22 protein-coding genes and 7 tRNA genes are annotated in these 21,923 nt (G+C 62.9%); 17 read left to right on the forward strand and 12 right to left on the reverse strand.

From position 1 onward, the window contains the following. Positions 1–648: 648 nt before the first annotated feature. Both istA and CUREI_RS06690 read left to right on the forward strand, forming a co-directional pair. Positions 649–2,289 (forward strand): IS21 family transposase, encoded by a 1,641-nt coding sequence (gene istA, locus CUREI_RS06685; RefSeq protein WP_084768122.1) that lies wholly within the window; start codon positions 649–651, stop codon positions 2,287–2,289. Positions 2,290–2,292: 3 nt separating this feature from the next. Next, on the forward strand, positions 2,293–3,060 hold the full coding sequence (locus tag CUREI_RS06690; RefSeq protein WP_038610129.1) for an ATP-binding protein: 768 nt from the start codon (positions 2,293–2,295) through the stop codon (positions 3,058–3,060). Positions 3,061–3,561: 501 nt separating this feature from the next. On the opposite strand, the gene CUREI_RS12270 is transcribed toward CUREI_RS06690, so the two are convergent. From CUREI_RS12270 to CUREI_RS12275, 3 genes are all read right to left on the reverse strand, one after another. Then, positions 3,562–3,720, reverse strand: coding sequence for a hypothetical protein (locus CUREI_RS12270; RefSeq protein ID WP_236627170.1), 159 nt, complete (start codon positions 3,718–3,720; stop codon positions 3,562–3,564). A 427-nt stretch (positions 3,721–4,147) separates the two neighbouring features. Then, a tRNA-Val gene (locus tag CUREI_RS06695) sits at positions 4,148–4,219 on the reverse strand. A gap of 15 nt (positions 4,220–4,234) precedes the next feature. Beyond that, on the reverse strand, positions 4,235–4,495 hold the full coding sequence (locus CUREI_RS12275; protein ID WP_144242434.1) for a hypothetical protein: 261 nt from the start codon (positions 4,493–4,495) through the stop codon (positions 4,235–4,237). Here CUREI_RS12275 and CUREI_RS06700 point away from each other — a divergent pair. The 9 genes from CUREI_RS06700 to msrB all read left to right on the forward strand — a co-directional run bounded on the left by CUREI_RS06700 (position 4,466) and on the right by msrB (position 7,481). Then, positions 4,466–4,541: transfer RNA gene (locus CUREI_RS06700), tRNA-Gly, on the forward strand. The two genes, CUREI_RS12275 and CUREI_RS06700, sit on opposite strands and share 30 nt — an antisense overlap. Before the next feature lie 19 nt (positions 4,542–4,560). Then, positions 4,561–4,632: transfer RNA gene (locus tag CUREI_RS06705), tRNA-Val, on the forward strand. 34 nt (positions 4,633–4,666) lie between these two features. Further along, a tRNA-Gly gene (locus CUREI_RS06710) sits at positions 4,667–4,742 on the forward strand. A gap of 43 nt (positions 4,743–4,785) precedes the next feature. Further along, positions 4,786–4,859, forward strand: a tRNA-Cys gene (locus CUREI_RS06715). 15 nt (positions 4,860–4,874) lie between these two features. Next, positions 4,875–4,946: transfer RNA gene (locus tag CUREI_RS06720), tRNA-Val, on the forward strand. Between the two features lie 43 nt (positions 4,947–4,989). Next, positions 4,990–5,065: transfer RNA gene (locus CUREI_RS06725), tRNA-Gly, on the forward strand. 37 nt (positions 5,066–5,102) lie between these two features. Beyond that, a complete protein-coding gene (locus CUREI_RS06730; RefSeq protein ID WP_038611886.1) occupies positions 5,103–5,786 on the forward strand; it encodes a dihydrofolate reductase family protein in 684 nt (227 codons plus the stop codon). 28 nt (positions 5,787–5,814) lie between these two features. Then, positions 5,815–7,071 carry a glycosyltransferase family 87 protein gene (locus tag CUREI_RS06735; protein WP_069202893.1) on the forward strand — a complete coding sequence of 419 codons (1,257 nt, stop codon included), beginning with the start codon at positions 5,815–5,817 and terminating at the stop codon, positions 7,069–7,071. Next, a complete protein-coding gene (msrB, locus tag CUREI_RS06740) occupies positions 7,068–7,481 on the forward strand; it encodes a peptide-methionine (R)-S-oxide reductase MsrB (protein ID WP_038611889.1) in 414 nt (137 codons plus the stop codon). Before CUREI_RS06735 ends, msrB begins: the two co-directional genes overlap by 4 nt. A 21-nt stretch (positions 7,482–7,502) precedes the next feature. Here the strand turns inward: msrB and hemQ are convergent, their stop codons facing one another. Continuing rightward, on the reverse strand, positions 7,503–8,207 hold the full coding sequence (hemQ, locus tag CUREI_RS06745; protein ID WP_236627278.1) for a hydrogen peroxide-dependent heme synthase: 705 nt from the start codon (positions 8,205–8,207) through the stop codon (positions 7,503–7,505). A gap of 126 nt (positions 8,208–8,333) precedes the next feature. On the opposite strand from hemQ, the gene CUREI_RS06750 reads away from it, so the two are divergent. Continuing rightward, positions 8,334–8,972 carry a DUF3000 domain-containing protein gene (locus CUREI_RS06750; RefSeq protein ID WP_038614150.1) on the forward strand — a complete coding sequence of 213 codons (639 nt, stop codon included), beginning with the start codon at positions 8,334–8,336 and terminating at the stop codon, positions 8,970–8,972. 11 nt (positions 8,973–8,983) lie between these two features. Then, on the forward strand, positions 8,984–10,189 hold the full coding sequence (locus tag CUREI_RS06755; protein WP_038611895.1) for an HRDC domain-containing protein: 1,206 nt from the start codon (positions 8,984–8,986) through the stop codon (positions 10,187–10,189). Here the strand turns inward: CUREI_RS06755 and dxs are convergent. The 4 genes from dxs to dut form a co-directional block, all read right to left on the reverse strand. Further along, positions 10,186–12,099, reverse strand: coding sequence for a 1-deoxy-D-xylulose-5-phosphate synthase (gene dxs / locus CUREI_RS06760; RefSeq protein ID WP_038611898.1), 1,914 nt, complete (start codon positions 12,097–12,099; stop codon positions 10,186–10,188). The genes CUREI_RS06755 and dxs overlap by 4 nt on opposite strands. 106 nt (positions 12,100–12,205) lie before the next feature. Beyond that, positions 12,206–13,465, reverse strand: coding sequence for a class I SAM-dependent RNA methyltransferase (locus CUREI_RS06765; RefSeq protein ID WP_038611901.1), 1,260 nt, complete (start codon positions 13,463–13,465; stop codon positions 12,206–12,208). Further along, the gene (locus CUREI_RS12000) at positions 13,466–14,425 is read right to left on the reverse strand and encodes a DUF3710 domain-containing protein (RefSeq protein ID WP_084768222.1); all 960 of its coding nucleotides are present in this window, start codon (positions 14,423–14,425) and stop codon (positions 13,466–13,468) included. It lies immediately after the preceding gene. A 73-nt stretch (positions 14,426–14,498) separates the two neighbouring features. Further along, positions 14,499–14,954, reverse strand: a complete 456-nt coding sequence (gene dut, locus CUREI_RS06775) for a dUTP diphosphatase (protein WP_038611904.1) — start codon at positions 14,952–14,954, stop codon at positions 14,499–14,501. Between the two features lie 119 nt (positions 14,955–15,073). Here dut and CUREI_RS06780 point away from each other — a divergent pair, with 119 nt between their 5' ends. Further along, positions 15,074–15,610, forward strand: a complete 537-nt coding sequence (locus CUREI_RS06780; protein ID WP_084768224.1) for a DUF3093 domain-containing protein — start codon at positions 15,074–15,076, stop codon at positions 15,608–15,610. 79 nt (positions 15,611–15,689) lie between these two features. Here the strand turns inward: CUREI_RS06780 and CUREI_RS06785 are convergent, their stop codons facing one another. Beyond that, entirely contained in the window at positions 15,690–15,983 is a 294-nt protein-coding gene (locus tag CUREI_RS06785) for a DUF4193 domain-containing protein (RefSeq protein ID WP_038611910.1), read from the reverse strand. 164 nt (positions 15,984–16,147) lie between these two features. On the opposite strand from CUREI_RS06785, the gene ppgK reads away from it, so the two are divergent. Together ppgK and CUREI_RS06795 are read left to right on the forward strand one after the other, a co-directional pair. Further along, on the forward strand, positions 16,148–16,906 hold the full coding sequence (gene ppgK / locus CUREI_RS06790; protein ID WP_038611913.1) for a polyphosphate--glucose phosphotransferase: 759 nt from the start codon (positions 16,148–16,150) through the stop codon (positions 16,904–16,906). 165 nt (positions 16,907–17,071) lie between these two features. Continuing rightward, entirely contained in the window at positions 17,072–18,553 is a 1,482-nt protein-coding gene (locus CUREI_RS06795) for an RNA polymerase sigma factor (protein ID WP_038611916.1), read from the forward strand. Positions 18,554–18,626: 73 nt separating this feature from the next. On the opposite strand, the gene CUREI_RS11630 is transcribed toward CUREI_RS06795, so the two are convergent. From CUREI_RS11630 to CUREI_RS06810, 3 genes are read right to left on the reverse strand one after another with little or no spacing between them, the layout of a single operon-like run. Beyond that, positions 18,627–19,280, reverse strand: coding sequence for a DUF4190 domain-containing protein (locus CUREI_RS11630; protein ID WP_051952255.1), 654 nt, complete (start codon positions 19,278–19,280; stop codon positions 18,627–18,629). A gap of 48 nt (positions 19,281–19,328) precedes the next feature. Then, positions 19,329–21,089, reverse strand: coding sequence for a DEAD/DEAH box helicase (locus CUREI_RS06805; protein ID WP_084768226.1), 1,761 nt, complete (start codon positions 21,087–21,089; stop codon positions 19,329–19,331). Beyond that, positions 21,086–21,340, reverse strand: coding sequence for a DUF3039 domain-containing protein (locus CUREI_RS06810; RefSeq protein ID WP_038614160.1), 255 nt, complete (start codon positions 21,338–21,340; stop codon positions 21,086–21,088). The genes CUREI_RS06805 and CUREI_RS06810 overlap by 4 nt, the downstream gene beginning before the upstream one ends. Positions 21,341–21,391: 51 nt before the next feature. Here CUREI_RS06810 and CUREI_RS12635 point away from each other — a divergent pair, with 51 nt between their 5' ends. Next, on the forward strand, positions 21,392–21,907 hold the full coding sequence (locus CUREI_RS12635; RefSeq protein ID WP_084768228.1) for a DUF3099 domain-containing protein: 516 nt from the start codon (positions 21,392–21,394) through the stop codon (positions 21,905–21,907). Positions 21,908–21,923 lie beyond the last annotated feature (16 nt).

Genomic DNA, 21,923 nt, shown 5'->3' on the forward strand with positions numbered 1-21,923 from the left:
CTTGAAGATGGAAGAAAATATTGCGAGTTTTCGCCCCCAGGGCCCTCCCGCGTCCAGCGCAAGTTCGGCTGGAGACCATCTTTTCTGTGCTGCTGGGGATTGGAGTGAACGGACGATGAAGTCTGCGGCGAGGGCAACATCTTCTTGGACTGAAGTCATAGTCTCCCAACTGCCGTCAAGCTTCTGACGGCGACGTCGGCCTTCCCGCAGCACTTGAGGTCTGGCGTAGGGCATGCAAACCGCTCGATCTACCAGGGTGCCCAGGACGGTGTACTGGGTTATGGCGTCACGTTCCATGCTTTGTCCTAAATTCAGAAGTTCGGGATTTTAAATCGCACAGGTACGAAGGCGGAGATTCAAGGATCTTCACGAACTACTAAGCCCCGCTCATAACCCCTAGGCACCCAGCGACATTCCTTCTCAAGCTATCCGATTCGCGCTTCCTCCGATAGAAGTCACGAAAAGTTAGCTCGAACCTTTCCTCTGTCCTGGCGCCCAGTCGTCGGCCCAGGGTGTTGCGCGGTCGTATCTAGTAACACCGTGGTGAGTATCGAGTAACGCATTGGTGAGCATCCAGTAACAGTCCGGGGGAGGATTCTGGTGACCGCGTGACTTCAGGGCACGCGGCGTTACCAGAGGAGTCTGATTGTGACTGACTACCGGGCGGTAATGGATCAAGTGCTCAAAGGCTGGTCTGTCCGTCAAATCTGTTCGAGTTCGCGGTGCTCGCACACCACCGTGCAAAAGGCTCGCGATGCGCTGGTGGAACACAACATCACAACCCGTGAGCAACTTCGTGGGGTTGCGGATCATGAGCTGGCGGACTGGTTCGTCGACGGGCGCAGCCATGCTCAGGGGGATTTCGTCCCGATCGATTTCGACGCTGTCGCCAAGGCGCGCACCGGGCGCAACAAGGTGACCCTGCAGGTGCTGTGGGGCCGCTACACCGCACAGCCTGCGGGCACAGGCCAGCGGTACTACAGCTACGAGCGGTTTCGCCAACTTGTGGCTCAACACGTCGATGCAGCCGGGCTGACCGCCAGAATCACCCATCTCCCAGGCCATACGATGCAGGTGGACTGGGCAGGCACGAAGATGCGGTTGTTTGACCCCACCGGCGGGCAAGGCTTGAAGGTCAGTATCTTTGTCGCCTCGCTGCCGTATTCAGGGATGGTGTTCGCCTGCGCGTGCGCGGATGAGCGCCAGGACGCGTGGCTTGCAGCTCATATCCGCGCGTTCGAGTACTTCGGCGGGGTTGCCGAGGTCATCGTGCCGGATAATGCCTCAACGGCTTCGAATGCGATCAGTGCCGCGGACAGGAATCGCCGGGTCAACTCCACCTACGAGGAGTTTTTGGAGCACTACAACACCGCCGCGTTGCCGGCTCGGGCGAAACGTCCCAAGGATAAGGCCAGCGTTGAAGCTGCAGTCAAGATTGTCACCCAGAACGTTATCCACGCACTCGATGGCCACCAGTGCGCCGGAATAGACGAGCTCAACGCAAAAATCACCGTCCTAGTCGATGGGATCAACGCTGCCGAACCGTTTCGCGGCAATGCGACGAGCAGGCGCGCATTGTTTGATCAGTTCGAACGCGACGTGCTCACCGCGCTGCCTGAAACGCCGTGGCAGCGTACCGAATGGAAACGCGCCAAAGTCGCGCCGAACTTCCACATCAGAGTGCACAACGCGCATTACTCGGTGCCCAACCAGCTGGTGGGCCGCACCGTGGATGTGCGTATCACCGGTGACAGTCTCGCCGTCTTCGACGCCGGGCAGCGTGTGGCCACCCACCAACTCGCACGTGCCCGCGGGGTGTATGTCACCGACACCGACCACATCCCGGCGAACATGGGTGACACCCGTGGGTTGTGGACAAGCGAGTACTTCCTGCGCGAAGCCGCCAAGATCGGGCCGGCCACCCGCCAGGTGATTGCCGAGCTCATCGAAGCCAAAGCGATCCCTGCCCAGGCGTACCAAGCGTGCCGCAACGTGCTCAGCATGGGCAAACACACCAACAAGCCAATCCTCGAAGAAGCCTGCAGGCGGTTGGTGTCCACCGACGGTGCTAGGCGTGCTGTGTCGTATACCGCGGTGAAAAACATGATGGCCGCCGTGCGCAAAGACACCTCCACACGGCCTACAGGCACTGACCTGCCAACCGATCAACCAACCGGCAGACCCGCTGACGGCGCGCCTGCGCCGACAGCGCGTGACACCCGCGGCGCCTACCTCGGTGGTGCTGCCCAGTTCAGCCTCGAAAACCTCACCAAGAAGGGATCTGCATAACCCATGCCCCACCCACAGCCAGCATCAGCATCTGCCCGCTTCCTCGATGAATCAGTCCTGCCGGTCTTTACCGACCTGCGCATGACCGCCTTCGGACAAAGCGTCATCGACATCGCCGCCGATCCCGCCTTCGACGATTGGAGCTTTTCCGACAAGGTGCTCTACGCACTCGACAAAGAGGTAGCGGCCAAGCGTGAGAGGCGAGTCAACAAACTGCTCAAAGCATCCCGATCGCCAAATCCCGATGCTTGTATCGAAGACATCACCTACACGCCCGGCCGCACCATCAACAAAGAGCAAATCACCCGACTCGCTCACTGCCAATGGTGCCAAAGCGCACAAAACATTGTCATCCTGGGCAAATCCTCCGTCGGCAAAACCTACCTCGCCCAAGCACTACTCACCGCGGCGTGCCGAAACGACTACTCCGCACGCTTCTTCCGCACCGACACACTTGCCAACCACCTCGCCGTGCTCAAACACGACGACCCAGCCCGCATCACATTCCTCGAAGACCTCCACCACACAGACGTGTTAGTCCTCGACGACTTCCTGACCACCCCAATCGATGCCGTCACCGCACACCAACTGCTCAACATCCTCGCAGAGCGCGAACCCCGCGGATCCACCATCGTGACATCCCAGTTCACACCCGACGAGTGGTACAAATCCATCCCCGATGCCGTCATCGCCGAATCCATCCTCAACCGACTCGTCGCCGGCGCCGAAATCATCACACTCGAAGGCACCAACATGCGACTGGCCCCATAACCCCGCCGAAACCCCAAAACGCCCGGGTGTTACTCGATACTCACCCGGGCGTTACCCGATACTCACCACACCGTTACTAAACACGTGGTCTAAACACCCAGGGGTTGCCATTCGCGAGATTGACAGAAAAGTGTGCCTGAAACAGGCCCTAATCCGGCACCATGTGGTGCACTCCGGGACAGCCAATAGACTGCACCACCACAGGCACCGTTTTCCAGACACAATCCTGTCAGTCCGCGAGAGTGACATTTTTCAGCACTATTTTCGGACTATCCACGGCCTGTCCGCACGAGCAACGCTCTTTGTGACAGCTCAGTGTGCACTTCCCGGTGCAGGAAATGCGCCACCAGAGTGTCGAGGATATGGTCACTCACGTATCCCCGCCCTCGTAGCGATTCCCCCGAGCGCCCCCGGGCGGGGGTACGTTTATTTTTTGTGAAGCGGTTTCGTTGTCAGCCCCGTCATGGTCCAACACGGCGGGGTTTTCCCATACAGTCATGGTTACCACTCACCGCCGTAGATGTAGTCATACAACGATGCAGCCGTAATGAGCGCAGTGCGTCCATTGTCCCGGGCGCCGGGAACGGTCTTTAGCTCACCCCGGGTGAGCAGGCGGTCAACGGTGCGGGTAGAGATGCCCACACGTTCACACGTCTTCACGACTAAAGGTCCTGAGCAGGTCGCCAGCGGTGAGCAAGGGAAAAATGGGGGTGGCAGTAGCCATAGTGATATACCTCCTGTAGCTGCCCACTTGTCAAGGTGGTCCTACAGGGACCTATCGGTGCCCCGGCCTCGGGGAAGCCCGGCAAGCTCGGGATTAAGCCCAGATCATCCCCTCGAGTGAGTTAGGCGGGCCCGCTCCGTTACACGAGCCAGTAATGGCTCCTGAAGTCACTAGACGTCCCGTGTCTGACGTCCCAGTCTCGCTCTAATTGCCTAGTCATGTGGAGGGGTTATCACGCCGCGGCAATCTTCAACGCGCTCACCCTTAGGATACCTGGGAATGTCAGGAAACGCCATGCTCAGCGCGCTCAGCCCTCGCCCAGATAGAAAATTTTAAAACCCCTGTTTCCAGGGGTTTAACTTGTGGTCCTAGCTGGGATCGAACCAGCGACCTTTCCGGTGTGAACGGAACGCTCTTCCACTGAGCCATAGGACCGAACGAGGTGAAACACTACACGCCGCGCCCGAAAGAACCGAATCCGCTGGTCATTACACCAATTGAACCGAGATAAGTAAGCCGCGGCAGCCGCATGACAAAAGCACCTCCACCCGCCACCGGAATGACAACGATGCGATTTAAAAGAAGTGGGAGGAAAGGGGTGATGACGTCGCGATTTGTAGGGACGGGCGTGGTGAGGATAAAGTGTGTTCTCGCATTCAACGCAGACAGCGTGGAAAGCGTGCGGATGTAGCGCAGTTGGTAGCGCATCACCTTGCCAAGGTGAGGGTCGCGAGTTCGAGTCTCGTCATCCGCTCCAGTTCCCAGCGGGAACGCGAGCGCGATTAGCTCAGCGGTAGAGCACTACCTCGACACGGTAGGGGTCACTGGTTCGATCCCAGTATCGCGCACGGAGGGTTACACCCTCGCAAACTGAATAGTAATGCGGATGTAGCGCAGTTGGTAGCGCATCACCTTGCCAAGGTGAGGGTCGCGAGTTCGAGTCTCGTCATCCGCTCCAAGTACTTCGGGGGTATCACCGAATACTTCGGAGGTAACTCCACGGTGGATTGGTCGAGTGGTTAGGCAACGGTCTGCAAAACCGTGTACACGGGTTCGATTCCCGTATCCACCTCCACGCTTAACTAGCCTCGCGCGATTAGCTCAGCGGTAGAGCACTACCTCGACACGGTAGGGGTCACTGGTTCGATCCCAGTATCGCGCACAGGAATCCTTGCTGGATTCCTGTGCAGACGAACGTTTGCACTGCGGATGTAGCGCAGTTGGTAGCGCATCACCTTGCCAAGGTGAGGGTCGCGAGTTCGAGTCTCGTCATCCGCTCCATTCAAACCCCGGCTCGCCCGGGGTTAATCTTTTGCGCATGATCACCACAAAGGACATTCTCGGCCCCGTGCGAGCGCCCGGTCAGTGCGAAACCCGTGCGGCGATGGTCATGACGCTATTTGGCGCGTTCGGCCGGCACGGCACCTCCAGCGCACTCGGCAACGACCTTGATTCCTCGTTTCTGCAGGAGCTACGCGCATGGGCGGACGTCGTGCTGGTCTCCGCTTCTACTGCCGCCGCCGAAGGCTACGGCCCCGCCGAGACGCCGATAGCCTTGCTCACCCGCTCACTCAGCATCGACCCTTCGCTCGGGGTGTTCTCAGGCGGCGACGCGCTCATCGCCTGCCCGCAGCAATCGCTTGACGACGTCGCTCTCGCTCCCAAACGCGCCGCCCTCCAAGCTGCCAGCGTGAAATTCGTTTCTACTGGGTCCGGCTCCGCCCCAGAAGTAATTGGAGCACTTCACCGGGAGGGTTTTCACCGTATAGCTTGCGAGGGCGGGCCGAGTGTGTACGCGGATCTCATCAGTCACGATCTACTCGACGTTTGCCATGTCACTCTTGATCCGTCCGTAAGCGCCGACGACGGCCCTTGGGGTCTCGCGCAGGTCGATCGTCAGCCCTCCTTCTACCAGCGCTACTTTCTGGAGGCTGCGCTCTCAGCTGAGGACGACAACGACTCGATGCTCTTCCTCCGTTACCGGAGCGTGCGAGAACGCTAACGACACTGCGGGCGGTACGGTTAGGCGCGTGATTGCTACCCCGCCGCCACGAAGCGTCCGTGAAGTACCCGAGGCCGAGTCAACCGCAGCGCAGGCCCAGTCGGCCGATGAGCGCACACGCCTCGCACCCGCGATTGCGGCTGCCGCATGGCCTGTCGCGGTGCTTCTGGTCCTGCACCGGCTATTCATCCTCGCGCGTGCGGGATCGGTGACAGACGATTTCACCACGGTGTGGTCCGCCACCCGCCGCTTCATCGACCGGGTGCCGGTGTACGATGAGGTCTACAGCCACGTCAATCCGCACTACTTGTATAACCCGGGTGCGACACTGTTGCTGTCGCCATTGGGGTTAATCTCGGACATCAATCTGGCGCGCCCGCTGTTCATCGCGGTGAACGCGGCGTGCATTGTCGCCGCTCTGGCCTGGCTGACCAAAATCGCAGGCCGCCCGCTGCCCGGCCCTGTATTTCCCGTCGCTATCGCGCTGGCGTTTTGCACAGAAGCCGTGACCAACACACTGGTGTTTTCCAACATCAACGGCGTCCTCCTGCTTGCGCTGGTAGCGTTCATCGCCTTACTACTTGCCCGCCGCGACATAGCCGCGGGCGTGGTGCTGGGTTTGGCCATCTTAGTCAAGCCGATGTTCGCGCCGCTGCTGGTGTTGCCGCTGCTACAGCTGCGCTGGCGACCTGCGCTCGGTGCTCTCGGTGTCCCGGTAGCGATGAACCTTGCTGCGTGGCCGCTGACTCCCGGCGCCCGCGATTACCTCGACGTCGTCGTGCCGTATCTCCGCATCACGCGCGACTACGCCAATTCGTCCCTGCCAGGCTTCGCCGTCTACTTCGGCATGCCACCGTGGTCGCAGGCCGTCTTGTGGTCGCTTCTGGCTGCTGCCGTGGCCGGGGCAGTTCTCGGTCTCGCGCGCTGGCGCCAAACGGACGAGCTGCTCTACTTCGCGGCCGGTTCGGGTGTGCTGCTCGCCGGCGTGTGCCTCCTGTCATCGCTCGGACAGGCGTACTACTCGATGATGTTATTTCCGGCGTTATTTACCATCTTTCACAAAGACAGTCCGATGCGGTCGTGGGCCGCGTGGCTTGGCGCCGCGCTGTGCCTGTCCCCGTTGGATTGGGTCAGCGACAACCACTCGCTCTTCGGAGGCTGGCTCAACACGTATCTGCCTACCCTCGGATGGGCCGTTTTCATCGTTTCCTGCGCGGCGTGGGTATTGTCGAGAACACACAAGCGTGATACATCAACGACCAGGACGGAAAGGACTGTGCGATGACCGAGCAGACCCCGAACTACAAGGATTTTACCGAGGCACAGTGGCGCGAAAAGCTCTCGCCGGAGGAGTTCCGCGTGCTGCGCGAAGCAGGCACTGAGGCTCCCGGAATCGGCGAATACACCGACACCACAACCGAGGGTGTCTACCGCTGCCGCGCCTGCGGAGCCGAGCTGTTCCGTTCCACGGAGAAGTTCGACGCCCACTGCGGCTGGCCTGCATTTTTCTCGCCGCTCGCAGGCGACGCCATCATCGAGCGCGAGGACACCTCACTGGGCATGATCCGCACCGAGGTGCTCTGTGCCAACTGCGGTTCGCACCTCGGCCACGTCTTCGCCGGCGAGGGTTTCGACACCCCCACCGACCTGCGGTACTGCATTAACTCCATCTCGCTCACCCTCGACGAGGCGTAAGCAGCCGCTTGACGACGTTACCTACGGCAGGACCTCGATGATCTCCGCGATGTCGCTGACCCGGCGCCCAGTCTGGAACGGGATCTCTTCCCGTACATGGAGACGGGCCTCTGTGTAGCGCATCGTCTTCATCAGCAATTCAATCCGCTCCAGTGTCGGAGCCTCGAACGCCAGCATCCATTCGTAGTCGCCCAGGGTGAACGCTTCGACGGTGTTTGCGCGGACGTCGGCGAAATCGCGCGCGGCCATGCCGTGCTCCGCAAGGATGCGGCGACGCTCCTGCGGGTCCATGACGTACCAGTCGTAGGAACGAACGAAGGGGTACACGGTAATCCAGTCGCCCGGCTCCTCGCCCATGATGAAGCTGGGCAGGTGGGATTTATTGAACTCCGCCGGGCGGTGCAGACCGTTTCCAATCCAGCTCAGCTCCACTTTTTGGCCAAGCGCGGTCTCCCGGCGGAAGTCTGCCAACGCCTTCTGCAGGTGTTCAAACTCCTCAGCGTGCCACCAAATCATGAAGTCGGCATCTGCACGGATACCGGTGTTGTCGTAGATGCCGCGGATAGCCACAACGCCCTCCCGTTCCAACTCGGCGAAGAAGGCGCGAGCTTCGTCGATAAGCTGCCCGCGCTCGGTGCCGAGTGCGCCGGGTACCGCGCGGAACACCGCGAACTGCAGGTAGCGCTGGGTCGCGTTGAGCTTCTCAAAGTCGAGCTTGGCCATGATGAATACCCCTTTCCTGCCATGCGGCAGATCAAACGAAAGACGTACTCCACTCTACGCCGTCGGCGGCCGCCCCCCACGGCGCGCCTCCCCCAACGTGGCCGCTTGCTGGATACGTTTGAGCCTGTGATGAACTCGGACTCCACCTCCACATTGCCTGCCGACGGGGCGGGCGAGAACAGGGACGACCACGCCCGCGACGATTCCTGGCCGGCCGAATTCAGTGCCGCCGTTGAATCCATGCACGCGGCGCGCCTCCGGCCCGAGATCACGCTGGGCACGATCCGCCCGCCCCAGCGCCCCGCACCGTTTAGCCACGCCGTGGGGCTCGAGGTGGCGCACGCTAACGAAAACGATATGCCTGTGGATTCGGAGGGTGACGCCTTCGGTCGCCTCATCCTCCTGCACTCCCCCGCCGCCGAAGAGGCGTGGGAAGGCTCAATGCGCTTGGTGGCCTACATCCAGGCCGACATGGACGACGCCGTCGCATCCGACCCGTTGCTTCCGGACGTGGCGTGGCAGTGGCTCAACGAATCCCTGGCAGAGACCGGAGCGAGCCACACCAACCTCGGCGGCACGGTGACATCCACGGCGTCTGTGCGTTTCGGCGAGATTGGCGGGCCTCCCCGCGCGTACCAGTTGGAGATGCGCGCGTCGTGGACTGCTGAGGGAACGGACTTGCAGCACCACGTGGAAGCGTTTTCGAAAGTCCTCGCCCACGTTGCTGGCCTGCCACCGGAAGGTGTGACGCAGCTCGGCTCGCGCTAAATTTTCTGGGTATGAGCGGCCGCATTGACTATCGCCTTGTAGACACCCCCGACGCGTTTGTTCACGCGGCGGAGGCTCTGGAGCGCGGCCGCGGCCCGTTCGCGGTGGATACCGAACGAGCCTCTTCCTTCCGCTACGGCGAACGCGCCTTTCTAGTGCAGGTGCGCCGCCGCGGGGCGGGGACATTTCTCATCGCCCCCGAGGGACACCGCGAGGCTGCGCGGTCAACATTCGCGCCCGTGCTCAACGACGCTGAGTGGATCATCCACGCTGCGGGTGAGGACCTGCGCAGTCTCGCCCTGCTGGGCTTGCACCCCGGCGTGCTGTTCGACACGGAGCTCGCCTCCCGCCTCGCAGGCTACAGCCGGCCAAACCTCGCCGCCATGGTGGAGCGGTTTGTGGGCGTGGAGCTGGAAAAGGGCCATGGCCACGAAGATTGGTCGCGCACGCCTCTGCCCGAGCCTTGGCGGGAATACGCGGCGCTGGATGTTGAGTACCTCCACGAGTTAGCCGAGGCGCTCACCGAGCTTCTCGACGCTGAAGGCAAACTGGGCTGGGCCCATCAAGAATTCAGGCATCTCATTGCAACCCACTCGCTTGTACCCCGGCCGGAGAAAACGTGGCGCGACCTCAAGGGGTTGGCCGCGCTGCGCGAGCAATCCAGCTTGCAGGTGGCGCGGAAACTCTGGCAGGCGCGCGAGGAGCTAGGGAAGGCGCGCGACATCTCCCCCGGGCGTCTGTTGTCCAACCGGGCGCTCCTTGACATCGCGCGCACGCGACCCGCTACGCCCCACGAGCTTTCCAAAGCCGCCGGACGGGTTACGTTCTCGCCCCGGGACTCGCGACGCTGGCTGAGCGTCGTGGACGAGGCACTTGCCTCCGACCCCGCCACGTGGCCGCAGCGAGGCGCGCAGCGAACCGACGCGGTTCCGTCAAAGTCGGGCTGGGAACGGCACTACCCGGAATCGTGGCAAATGCTACAGACGTGCCGGCAGGAGATAGCGGCCACTGCTGAAGCGCTGAACATCCAGCCCGACATCCTGCTCGGCCCGGCGCACCTGCGCGAGGCGGTGTGGCACTCACCCGAGCACGGCCCAGCGTGGGACACGCACCAGGCGGCCGGTGCGCTACGGACAACGGGTGCGCGCCCGTGGCAGGTCGACATCACCGCGCCGATTCTGGCAGACGCCCATGCCGAGAGGGCCGCGACGGACTAGTCCGCCAAACTGCGTGCCCACTCGCGCACTTGCGCGGCGGCAGAGACAGGATCCAGCCCGTACTGTTCCAAAATCTCGCCGCGCGACGCGTGCAGCGGGAAAACGTCGGGGAACGCGAGGTGCCGCACTGGCACGTCCAGTTCCGCTGCGGCGACGGCCTCGGTGACCGCGGAGCCGACGCCGCCGCGCACCACGCCGTCTTCGTAGACAACTACCAAGTCGGCCTGCGCGGCCTCGTCGATCACGCTGGGCGAGACTGGAATGACCCACCTGGGGTCCACCACGGTTGCGCGGATTCCATCTGCCCGCACCGCCGCGGCAACATCCAGCGCGTACTGTGCGAAAGCGCCGACAGCGACAATGAGCACGTTGAAGTCGTCAGACTCTTCCTCTCCGGGGCGAGCGAGGACATCCACGCCGCCTTCCAACCGCTCCACGGCGTCGATGTCTGGGCCGGCTGCGCCCTTGGGGAAGCGTACGACTGTAGGGCCGTCGTCAACTGCGATCGCTTCCGCGAACTCCTCGCGTAACCGCGAGGTATCGCGGGGGGCGGCAATTCGGATCCCAGGCACTATCGATGCGATGGCCATGTCCCACACGCCGTTATGGCTGGCGCCGTCGGAGCCAGTGACTCCGGCTCGGTCAAGGACGAGGGTGACTGGCTGCCCGATAAGGCCGACATCCATGAGCAGCTGGTCGAAGGCGCGGTTGAGGAACGTAGAGTAAAGGGCCACCACGGGGTGCAAACCCCCCAGTGCCATACCGGAGGCGGAGGCCACCGCGTGCTGCTCCGCAATACCGACATCGAAAAATCGGTCCGGAAACTGCTCTGCAAACGGCTGCAAACCGGTCGGGCCCGCCATCGCGGCAGTGATGGCGACGATGTCGCTGCGTTGATGCCCCGCCCGCAGCAGCTCCTCGGTAAACACTGCAGTCCACCCCGGTTCGGACTTCGCCAGCGCCTTGCCCGTCACCGGATCGATTGCCCCAGTGGAATGCATTTGGTCGGCGACGTTGTTGACCGCGGGCGCGAAGCCATGGCCCTTCTCGGTGACTACGTGGACGATGATCGGGCCGTCGTGACGCTTCGCGTACTTGAACGCGTTGAGCAGGCTCTTGATGTCGTGGCCCTCGACCGGGCCCACGTACTTCATGCCCAGCTCCGGAAACATCTCGGTGGGCACCACCTGATATTTCACGCCCTCTTTCAGAGCGTGCAGCGCGTCAAATGTGCGCTCTCCGACCCACCCCATGGATTTCAGGGTTTTCTTGCCCGATTCCATGACTTCGTCGTAAGCCGGCTGCATCCGGATGGCCGCAAGCTGATCGCGCAGCTTGGTTAGGTTGTCGGCGAAGCCTCCGATCGTCGGCGAGTACGACCGCCCGTTATCGTTGACCACGATGACGACATTGCGGTTCGCTGCGGCGATGTTGTTCAGGGCCTCCCAGCACATCCCGCCAGTGAGTGCGCCGTCGCCGACGACCGCTACCACGTTGTCCTCGCCGCGGCCGGTCAGCGCCTTCGCCTTCGCCAAACCGTCCGCGTACGACAACGACGCGCTCGCATGGGAGGACTCAGTCCAGTCGTGCTCGGACTCGCAGCGCGCGGTGTAGCCGGACAGGCCGTCTTTTTTTCGCAGGGTGTCGAACTGTCCAGCCCTGCCCGTGAGGATCTTGTGCACGTACGACTGGTGTGAGGTGTCGAAAATAATCGGGTCGTGTGGCGAGTTGAAGATGTAGTGCAACGCGATGGTCAGCTCAACCACGCCCAAATTCGGCCCAAGATGACCGCCGGTTGCTGAAACTTTTTGGATCAGCAGCTCGCGGATCTCATCCGCCAGGTCATCGAGTTGCGCGGGAGAGAGCTTGCGGACATCGGACGGCGTTGCGATGTGCTCGAGCAGTGCCACGGTCCTGTCGTACTCCTTCGCAATAATGGGCCCGCGTAGCGCAGGCCACCCGGGCGTAACGTTCTCAGTAGTCTACACGCCGGGCACCGCGCCCCGATCCGGCACGTCACGCGCGTTCTAGCGCGGCAATGACCTCGAAATGGTGGGTATTCGGGAACGCGTCGATGAGCTTAAGCCGCGTCACTGCATAACCGCGATTGCCAAAGCCAGCGAGATCCCGCGCGAACGTCGCCGGGTCGCAACCGACGTGGATCACGCGTTGCGGCGCGGCGTCTGCAATCGCGTCCACGACATCTTGACCTGCGCCTGCACGGGGAGGGTCCAGCACTACAAGACCCGGCTTCGGCAGCTGGCTCACCGTGGATGCAACGTCGCCGTGGTGCATGCGAACGTTGAAAGCGTCTGTCACCTGCTGTTCCCGCGCCGCGGCTGCATCTGAGTAGTCCACCGACTCAACGGTGCCGCCGCCGAGCGCGTCGCTGATGGCCGGGACGAACGCACCGACGCCGCCGTAGAGGTCCCACCCAACAGGTGTTGCGTATTCTCCCCTGCCCCAGTCAGCAATGGTGTCGGAGTACGCCTCGGGTGCTCGCACGTGCGCCTGCCAAAACGCCGTGGGCGGGAACATGAAGTCGAAGCCGCGCACCCGCTCGACCACTTTGCCGTCGCCTTCAAGCACCCGCTGCACCGCCTCAACCCGGCGCCCGCGCTGCGCCGCGTGAGTCTGAACGACATGGCGCTGCCCGTTTGCGTCCCGCGCGACGACGAGCTCTGCGCCTGGCGCGAACGCGCGCGCGTCCTCTCCGACTATGCCGTCAAGAAGTCCCGGGACCGGCTGGGTGCACACGGAGCTTGCCACCACGTCAGCAGAGCGAGCGCGACGCATCCCCGCCCTTCCCCGGCTGTCAATGCCGAGGCGAACCCGTGTGCGCCACCCCGTAGGAGGGTCAAGTTGCGCCACTTCCAGGTGATCGAAATCGAAACCGGCGAGAACGCCCGAATGTGCCGAGAGCGCCCCGAGTTGGCCGAGCAGGATGTCGCGTTTGAAGCCCACCTGTGCATCCGGGCGGATGTGGGAGTAGTCGCAGCAGCCCGCACCGGCGGCGGCAGCCGGACACGTCGGCTCCACCCTGTCCGGGGATGGCTCTCTCACCTCGACGGCATCCGCCCTTGCCCACCGCTTCTTCACCTTGGCGAGCGTCGCGTCCACAACATCACCGGGCACACCGCCTCGGACAAACACCACGCGACCGTCGGGGGCGTCAGCGATACCCTCTCCCCCGTGCGCCATGGCCCGGACCCGCAAACGCACGGACTGGCCTGGTGCAAGAGGCGCGGAGGCTGCTCCCTTAGAGAACTGACCCACCTATTTGGCTGTCGACGCAGACGCGCCGCCCTCGTCCGTGTTTGCGCCGTTGACGCGCTGGTCGCGTAGCTGCTGCTGGTTGTCCGCATTCTGGGCGATGATCTGCTTTAGCGCGTCGCTGAGCGCATTGGGGTTGCCGTTCGCCGGAGCCTGCGCCGCCTCTTGTGCCTGACGGGCCCTCGCTTCAGCCGCTGCCTGCACCTGCTGGGCCAACTGGGCCGGGAGCACCACCTGCAGCGAGTTGCCAGCCAGGACCGGGTCCTCGCCACGGTACACAAACGAGCGCGCGACTATTTCGCGTCCGGTTTCCGCGAGGGCCTGTTCAGAACCTGCCGGCGCCGCTAACGTCACGCGGTACAGCCAGCGCGGACCCTCCACGCCGATGATGCGAATCACCCCGTTGGAACCAGTGCCGACTATCTCCTTGCCCCACGGGCCTTGCTGCACCTCAACCGGCATGCCCTCGGAGCGCATGCCCTGAATGATTTCCTCTGCGGACTGTTCCCACAACCCCCCGGTTCGCGGGGCCGCGAAAGCAACCGGCGTGATGCGACCGTGGCGCGTGACTACATGCACCATTTTGGGCCCCTGCTCTCCCATCTCGACCTGCACCTGGGATTCCTTCGGCAGCGGAACACGGACGGAGCCGAGATTGAGCGTGACGTCGGAGAAATCGGAAAAGTCGAAGTCCTCTATCTCAACGTTGTCGCCGTCGAACGGCCCGGTCGAGCCATTCACTGGGTCGTAATTGTTCAGCACTTCGACGCCGGGGGCGAGCGGAAGCGAGGCAGTCTCCTGCTTCTCGACGAGCTCCGCGCCGGCCCAGCTTTCGACCTCCCGGCCCGCTTCTGGGCCACCAGCGGGTTCCGCCGCCAGCCCCTCCGTCGTGGGGGCAAGCGGTGTGGATTCTGCGGCAGCTTCATCTTGCTGCTTCTTCTTTCCGAACGGCCAGAACGCCATGAGCGTCACTTCCTTACTGGTGGTCGCAGTTGCGTGTCATTCGTGCGTTTGCGGTTACACACTGTAGCCCGCGCTAGTGGGTTCCAGTGGAGCCGTACCCGCCGGATCCCCGCTCCGTTTCGTCCAATTGATCGACCTCTTCGAACTGCGCAAGCTCCACGCGCTGGATAACAAGCTGAGCGATGCGCATGCCGCGGGTGATCTCGATAGCCTCAGTGCGGTCGGTGTTGAGCAGGCACACCATCAGCTCGCCCCGGTAACCCGCGTCGATGGTGCCCGGCGTGTTCACGATGCTCAGGCCGTGCTTTGCGGCCATTCCGGAACGGGGGTGGATCAGCCCGACGGTGCCGGTTGGAAGCGCGATGGCCACCCCTGTGCGCACCAGTGCCCGCTCCCCGGGTTGGAGAATGAGATCCTGCGCAGAGTACAGGTCCGCGCCCGCGTCCTCGGGATGGGCCCGCTTCGGCAACGGCAGTTCCGGGTCAAGCCGTTTCACCTGAATCGGCGGGATCGTGGCCCACTCTGACATTTCATGCTCAGTACTGTGCTGTTCCACTCGGTCCACCCTACGTGACCGCTTAGACACAGTCTCGGCCGCGACTCCCGCGCAAATATGTCTGCGGGACGCTCCCGCCTATTGTAGGGGTCGTGAGTGAAACCGCGTCGACCCCTGCAAACCCCGGCGCTGCGGAGGCAGCGAACTTAAATGCGGCGGCTGAAGTGCTATACACGGAGCGTCAGTGGGTGCCCTGGTACTGGTGGGTGGCTCTTGCTGGACTCACGCTGCTGCTAGCGGGCCAATTCGCCCTGAACCGCAACATCTGGTGGTTCATCGGCCCGCTCGTACTGTTTGGGGCACTCTTTTCCTGGTTCCTCCTGTGGCTCTCACGCACCACGCTGACGGTTGAGCGAGATCCGGACGGCACCCGGTGGTTGAGCGTCGACGATGCCAACCTCCCCAACACGGTCGTCGCGCGTTCGATGGTGGTCCCGGGCTCAGCCCGGCAAAACGCGCTTGGACGCCAGTTAGATCCAGCGGCGTTTCTGGTGTCGCGCCCTTGGGTCAGCGAGCACGTTCTCATCGTGCTGGACGACCCCGATGACCCCACCCCCTACTGGCTCATCTCCGCGAAACGCCCGGAAGACGTACTCGCCGCGTTTGCGCCCGGTAGCGAAACAGCGTAACGCCGCAGCTCTGTTACGACCAAAGGGCGGCACCACCGTTGCAGGTGGGCCGCCCTTTGGTCGTCGATAGGCGTCTTGCTTACTCGCAGTCGAGGCAGATCTTAGATCCGTCGTCCTCGATGTATGCGAGGCGGTTGTTCTTCTGCACTAGAAAGCACGACGCGCAGGTGAACTCGTCGTCCTGACGCGGCTTGACCTCCACATTGAGCTCCTCGCCGGAAAGGTCCTGGGTCGGCGGCTCGACTGGCTCGACGATCTCACCGTCGTCATCCATGCTGCTGCCAGCTACCTCAGCGGCCTTGAGACCTTCCAGTGAATCGGTCTCAATCTCGTCGTCCATCCGGCGGCGCGGCGCATCGTAATCGGTGGCCATGGTGGTGTGTCCTCCAGCTCAGGTGATTGCCCCAGAAAGGGCCTGAAAGTCGTCAGTTGAGCGGAATACTAGGGGATACACATAGCCCTGTCACCTTCCCAGCTCAGGCACTGAAAAGACTGCTTCGGGCGCGAGGTGTCGGCACCGTTTGTACACTTCCTGCCATGACTGAAACGGCTCTTGGATTCGGCATCGATATTGGCGGGTCTGGCATCAAGGGCGCTGTAGTAGACATGGCAACGGGCGAGCTCGTCGGCGAGCGCGCCACGGTTGCCACGCCGCAGCCCGCGACACCGGCCGCAATTGCCCACGCCGTGGCACAGATCGTCGCATCGTGCGCATGGGTTGGTCCCGTCGGTATCGCGCTGCCATCCGTGATCACAGGCCAGATTGCGCGCACCGCTGCGAATATCGACGATTCCTGGGTGGGTCTTGACGTCCATGAGCTATTTACCCAGGCCCTTGGGGGCGCGCCGGTATCAGTGCTCAACGACGCGGACGCTGCAGGTATCGCAGAGGTGGCATTCGGCGATGAGGCTGCCCGGAACGGGGCAGTTATCTTCCTTACCTTCGGCACCGGGATCGGTTCCGCGTTCTTTAGCGACGGCACGCTCTTTCCCAACACCGAGCTCGGGCACATGCGTATCGACGGCGCGGAGGCGGAGCACTTCGCGTCCTCCGCAGTGCGCGACCGCGAGCAGCTGAGTTTCGCGGAATGGGCTGCTCGCGTGGACACAATCTTGCACGAGTACGCCCGCTTGTTGAACCCGTCCGCGTTCGTCGTTGGCGGGGGCATTTCCGGTGTAGCCGAGCAGTGGGTGCCGCTGCTCACCGTCGATGTCCCTGTCGTGCCGGCCGCGTTGCGCAACAACGCAGGAATTGTGGGCGCCGCCATGGCTGCGCACAGCCATGTCGCTCCGTAAACCTCTACCAGCGTTGCGGTACGGTAGCTGCCGTTGGGCAGCCAGTGCGCGAGGAGAAGGAATATAGCCTGCGGCTGGCTGTTAGTATTGGCGTTCTGAAAATTCTCGGACGCAGACGTACCCTGGGTTGCCAGTGGTAAGGTCCAATGATTCGAAAGGGCGTACGTGGTAGCCAGCGAAGCTTCAAGCAATAGCACCGACAGCGTAACTGAGGTTACTCCTGACGGTGGCGCAGGCAGCGTTGCCAAAGCCGGCGCGAAAAAGACGGCCAAAAAGACCGTGAAGAAAACCGCGAAAAAGACCGCAAAGAAGACGGTTAAAAAAACGGCGAAGAAGACCGCAAAGAAAACAGCCAAGAAGTCGGCCCGAAAGACCACCGCAAAGAAGGCCACGAAGGCCGCAAGCCCGGCCACTTCTGATGCCGACGAGCTGGAAACCGGTCTGCTGGGCGCGGGCGAGGAGCCGACCGAGCGCGACGCAGACCGCGAAGATCCGGATTACGATCCGGAGATCGGCGACGAAGACGACGCTTTCGACGAGGATATCGACGACGCCCTTGGCGACGAAGTCTCGGATGACGACGAAGACGAGCTCGGCGCCGAAGACGAGTCTGACGACGACGAGGAAGAAGAAGACGAAGGCGCCTCCGTCTGGGACATCGAGGAATCCGCGGCGTTGCGCCAGGCACGCAAAGATGCCCAACTGACTGCCTCGGCGGACTCGGTACGTGCATACCTCAAGCAGATCGGCAAAGTCGCCCTCCTCGACGCCGAGCAGGAGGTATCCCTGGCAAAACGCATCGAGGCGGGACTCTACGCCCAGTACCGATTGGACGAAATGGCGCGCGCGGCCGCCGAGGGCGATAAAGACGCCAAGCTCACGCCCGCCGTCAAGCGAGATCTTCGGGCGGTCGCCCGCGACGGCCGCAAAGCGAAGAACCACCTGCTGGAGGCAAACCTGCGTCTCGTGGTGTCGCTGGCGAAGCGCTACACCGGTCGCGGCATGGCTTTCTTGGACCTCATCCAAGAGGGCAACTTGGGCCTGATTCGCGCAGTGGAAAAATTCGACTATTCCAAGGGCTACAAGTTCTCCACGTACGCCACGTGGTGGATCCGCCAGGCCATCACCCGCGCAATGGCTGATCAGGCTCGCACCATCCGTATTCCGGTGCACATGGTCGAGGTCATTAACAAGCTTGGGCGCATCCAGCGAGAGCTGCTGCAAGATCTTGGCCGCGAGCCCACACCGCTTGAGCTGGCAAAGGAAATGGACATTACCGAGGAGAAAGTCCTCGAGATCCAGCAGTACGCGCGGGAGCCGATCTCGCTCGACCAGACCATTGGCGACGAGGGCGACAGCCAGCTGGGCGATTTCATCGAGGACTCGGAAGCCGTCGTGGCGGTGGACGCAGTGTCGTTCACGCTCCTGCAGGATCAGCTGCAAGATGTCCTGCACACGCTTTCGGAACGCGAGGCCGGCGTGGTGCGTCTGCGGTTCGGTCTGACGGACGGCATGCCCCGCACGCTTGACGAAATCGGCCAGGTGTACGGCGTCACCCGAGAGCGCATCCGGCAAATCGAGTCCAAGACCATGTCCAAGCTGCGCCACCCGTCGCGTTCGCAGGTGCTGCGAGATTATCTGGATTAAACCGCCGCCTGGCACTACAACTAAAGCCCTGACCGAAACGGTCAGGGCTTTCGCTGTGTCGGAGCGCCGGCGCCTAGTTGTTGAGACTCCGCTCCACCTCATCCTCGAGGCATGCCTGCAGTTGCTCGTCATCGTTCTGGTACTGCTCACACGCCTCAAATACGCCGTCGTCCACCAGCTGCTTCGCTACGGAGAAGCCGAAGATAAGCATCAGCGCCGACAGGATCAACGAGATGGCGCCCGTGACAATGCCGGTGATGGCCATCCCCTTCCGAGCCCCAGGGCCGGCGATTGCGTTGGCCCTCCGCACGCCCATGATGCCCAGGATGAGAGCGATCAATCCGAGAATGAACCCAGGGAAGATGAAGGCTAGGCCAAACAGCGCCAGTATGCCGAGAATCATGGCGGCGAGCGCAACACCGTTGTTCTGCTGGGGCCCAGGCTCGGGCGCGTAGCCGTACGACATTGGCGTGGTGCCGTAGTTGCCGCCGGCCACGCCGTCACCAGCGTTGCCTGCCTCACCCTGGGCGTAGTCCGCCTGCTGCCACTGCTGGCCCGTGTACCCGCCGTATTCGGACACACCTTCTGGGTGGTGTCCCAAGCTGCCCTCCCCCGGGTGGGTGTCGTACGTGTTCTCACCCCTGGGGTTCTGGCCAAAGGAGTTATTGTCCCGCGGTTCGTCGGGGTTGTTTCCGGGGTTGTGCCCAGGGTTGTACGGGGTGCTCATCGCGTGTCCTTTCGTGTCGGCGTGTCGCAGGCAACCCTACCGGCGGCCCTACCAGTCCCGCAGGAACGCGATGCGCTGACGGAGCTGCTCTGCGTTGCACAGGGCGGTCGGCGGGCCGCCACACGCCTTGCGTACCTCGGTGTGGATTGCCCCGTGCGGCCGACCCGTCTTGCTCGCCGCGATAGCTACTCTGGCGTTGAGTTCCTTGCGCAGCTGGGGCAGTTCGTCTGCAGCGGTGGCGGGCTCCGCGACTGCGCCCGTGTCAACCGGTGTGTGACGTACAGGCTCGCCAAGCACTTCGGCGCGTTCCCGTGCCTTGCGTTCCTCGGCCCGGCGCGCCTTCTCCTCGGCGTCTCGGGCGTCCAGCTGGTCGCTTTGCCGCTTGGCTAGGAGGGTCCGCACCTGGTCGGCGTCGAGCAGCCCGGGAAGGCCGAGGAAGTCTTGCTCCTCTGCCGAGCCCGCCTGAGTCGCCGTTCCGTAGGTGGATCCGTCGAAGATTAGCGAGTCTAGCTCCGCCGATGCACCGATTGATTCGTACGCGGGGAGCTCGTCGGGCTCGTTCTGTGTGCGGTTGGCTTGCTCCAGCAGTTCGTCGGACCAGCCGGACTCCCGGTGCGGCTTGCCCAGGACGTGGTCGCGGGAGACTTCCATCTCCTCTGCGAGCCGGAGCAGCACCGGCACCGATGGCAGGAAGACTGAGGCGGATTCGCCAGGCATGCGAGAGCGGACGAAACGGCCGATCGCCTGCGCGAAGAACAATGGCGTGGATGCAGAAGTGGCGTACACGCCCACGGACAGGCGCGGCACGTCCACGCCCTCGGACACCATGCGGACGGCAACCATCCACTCGTCTCGCGATGCGGAGAACTCGTCGATGCGGTCGGAGGCGCCGGCCTCGTCCGAAAGCACAACAGTCACGGGTGTGTTGGATAGCGTCTCGAGGATCTTTGCGTAGGCGCGCGCGGTGGTCTTGTTGGTGGCGATGACCAAACCGCCGGCGTCCGGCATGTTCGCTCGGATTTTCATCAAACGGGTGTGCGCCGCGGTAAGCACGGCGGCGATCCAATCCCCTTTCGGGTCGAGAGCGGTGCGCCATGCGCGGGAGGTCTGCTCCGGGGTAAGCGGCTCTCCCAGGCGAGCCGAGTACTCTTCGCCGGCTGAGTCTTTCCACTGGGCCTCTCCCGAGTAGGCCAGAAATACCACCGGGCGCACAACGCCGTCGGCGAGCGCGTGGGAGTAGCCGTAGGTGTAGTCCGCCTCCGAGACCAGGTGTCCTTCACCGTCCTCGACGTAGCGGACGAACGGGATTTGTGAGTCATCTGAGCGGAAGGGGGTGCCGGTCAGTGCGAGGCGGTGCTCGACGTCGTTGTACGCCTCATACACGCCATCGCCCCAGCTCTTAGAGTCACCCGCATGGTGAATCTCGTCCAAGATGACCAGGGTGCGGCGGGCGGATGCGACCGCGTGGTGTTTGAACGGGTGCATCCCCACCTGCGCGTACGTGACCACGATGCCGTCGTACGACGCGTTTACCGCCGAGGAGTTGGTGAAGTTCGGGTCTAGCGACAGCCCGAAGCGCTTCGCTGCGTCTGACCACTGGTGCTTCAGGTGCTCCGTGGGTACCACGACGATGATGCGTTGCACGGTTTTGTCTTCAACCAGCCGCGAGGCCAGGGTCAACGCGAACGTGGTCTTACCGGCGCCCGGTGTCGCAACCGCCATGAAGTCGCGCGGTTTGTCCCTGAGAAACGAATCGAGGGCCTCCTGCTGCCATTTACGCAGCTGGGGCCCAATGGACGCGGAGCTCACTTGCGGCGCAGCCCCTTGTAAATGCGCTCGCAGTCAGGGCAGACGGGCGAACCGGGTTTCGCCTGCTTTTTCACCGGAAATGCTTCGCCGCATAGTGCCACCACCATTTTCCCGGAGATGGCGGAATCGACGATTTGGTCCTTCTTGACGTAGTGGAAGAACTTTGGCGTGCCGTCGTCTGTGGTCGACGAGGTGTCTTCTCTGAGGTCGGTGCGCTCGAGCGTCTGTGTCGTCGTGTTCACGGCGTCCATCATGCCCCAATTTGTGCGAGAGGTTAAGCCGGAGGGCTAACCTCGAGGTCCATGAGTTCCCACGATCGCACGGACCCTGAACCGGACCCAGAATCGGGCCCAGAGTTGGGCGCGGAGACGGTGGACGCGGAACCCCACGCGCTCGACGGATCGCCCCAACCCCGTGGGGCGTCGCGCCGGGTGTCGCTGCATCGGCGCCGCGCACGTGCGTCCCGGGCGTTGATCACAGATGCTTCCTACACTCCGGAGCAAAACCGTCAGTCTCGTGAGCGGCAGTATGCCGTGCTCCAGGGGCTGCGAATACCGTTTATCTTGGGGGCGTTTTTCGCGGCCCGGTCGCACCTGTGGGTGCTGGCCAGTGTGCTGTTTGTGGTCTCAGTGCCGCTGCCCTGGATCGCGGTAGTGCGCGGCAATGCCCAGGGCGAGGTGCGCGATAACCGCGAGAAGAACGTGTACAAGCCAGCCGCCGCCCGCCAGCACATGCTGGCCGAGCAGCAACGCGCTGCGCTTGACGCTCCCGGTTCTACCGCGCGCAACTCCCCCGCTATCATCGACCACGACGAATAGCCCAACCTCACCGCAG

It is taken from the genome of Corynebacterium ureicelerivorans (genome assembly GCF_000747315.1).
Lineage (GTDB): Bacteria > Actinomycetota > Actinomycetes > Mycobacteriales > Mycobacteriaceae > Corynebacterium > Corynebacterium mucifaciens.

Bases quoted from the DNA above. Each gene is read 5' to 3' on its own strand.
- CUREI_RS06730 (WP_038611886.1), top strand. From the start codon at position 5,103: ATGATCACCACAAAGGACATTCTCGGCCCCGTGCGAGCGCCCGGTCAG.
- CUREI_RS06755 (WP_038611895.1), top strand. From the start codon at position 8,984: ATGAGCGGCCGCATTGACTATCGCCTTGTAGACACCCCCGACGCGTTT.
- CUREI_RS11630 (WP_051952255.1), bottom strand. From the start codon at position 19,280: ATGAGCACCCCGTACAACCCTGGGCACAACCCCGGAAACAACCCCGAC.
- CUREI_RS12000 (WP_084768222.1), bottom strand. From the start codon at position 14,425: ATGGCGTTCTGGCCGTTCGGAAAGAAGAAGCAGCAAGATGAAGCTGCC.
- CUREI_RS06810 (WP_038614160.1), bottom strand. From the start codon at position 21,340: ATGGACGCCGTGAACACGACGACACAGACGCTCGAGCGCACCGACCTC.
- msrB (WP_038611889.1), top strand. From the start codon at position 7,068: ATGACCGAGCAGACCCCGAACTACAAGGATTTTACCGAGGCACAGTGG.
- CUREI_RS12635 (WP_084768228.1), top strand. From the start codon at position 21,392: ATGAGTTCCCACGATCGCACGGACCCTGAACCGGACCCAGAATCGGGC.
- ppgK (WP_038611913.1), top strand. From the start codon at position 16,148: ATGACTGAAACGGCTCTTGGATTCGGCATCGATATTGGCGGGTCTGGC.
- dut (WP_038611904.1), bottom strand. From the start codon at position 14,954: ATGTCAGAGTGGGCCACGATCCCGCCGATTCAGGTGAAACGGCTTGAC.
- CUREI_RS06750 (WP_038614150.1), top strand. From the start codon at position 8,334: ATGAACTCGGACTCCACCTCCACATTGCCTGCCGACGGGGCGGGCGAG.
- CUREI_RS06785 (WP_038611910.1), bottom strand. From the start codon at position 15,983: ATGGCCACCGATTACGATGCGCCGCGCCGCCGGATGGACGACGAGATT.
- CUREI_RS06690 (WP_038610129.1), top strand. From the start codon at position 2,293: ATGCCCCACCCACAGCCAGCATCAGCATCTGCCCGCTTCCTCGATGAA.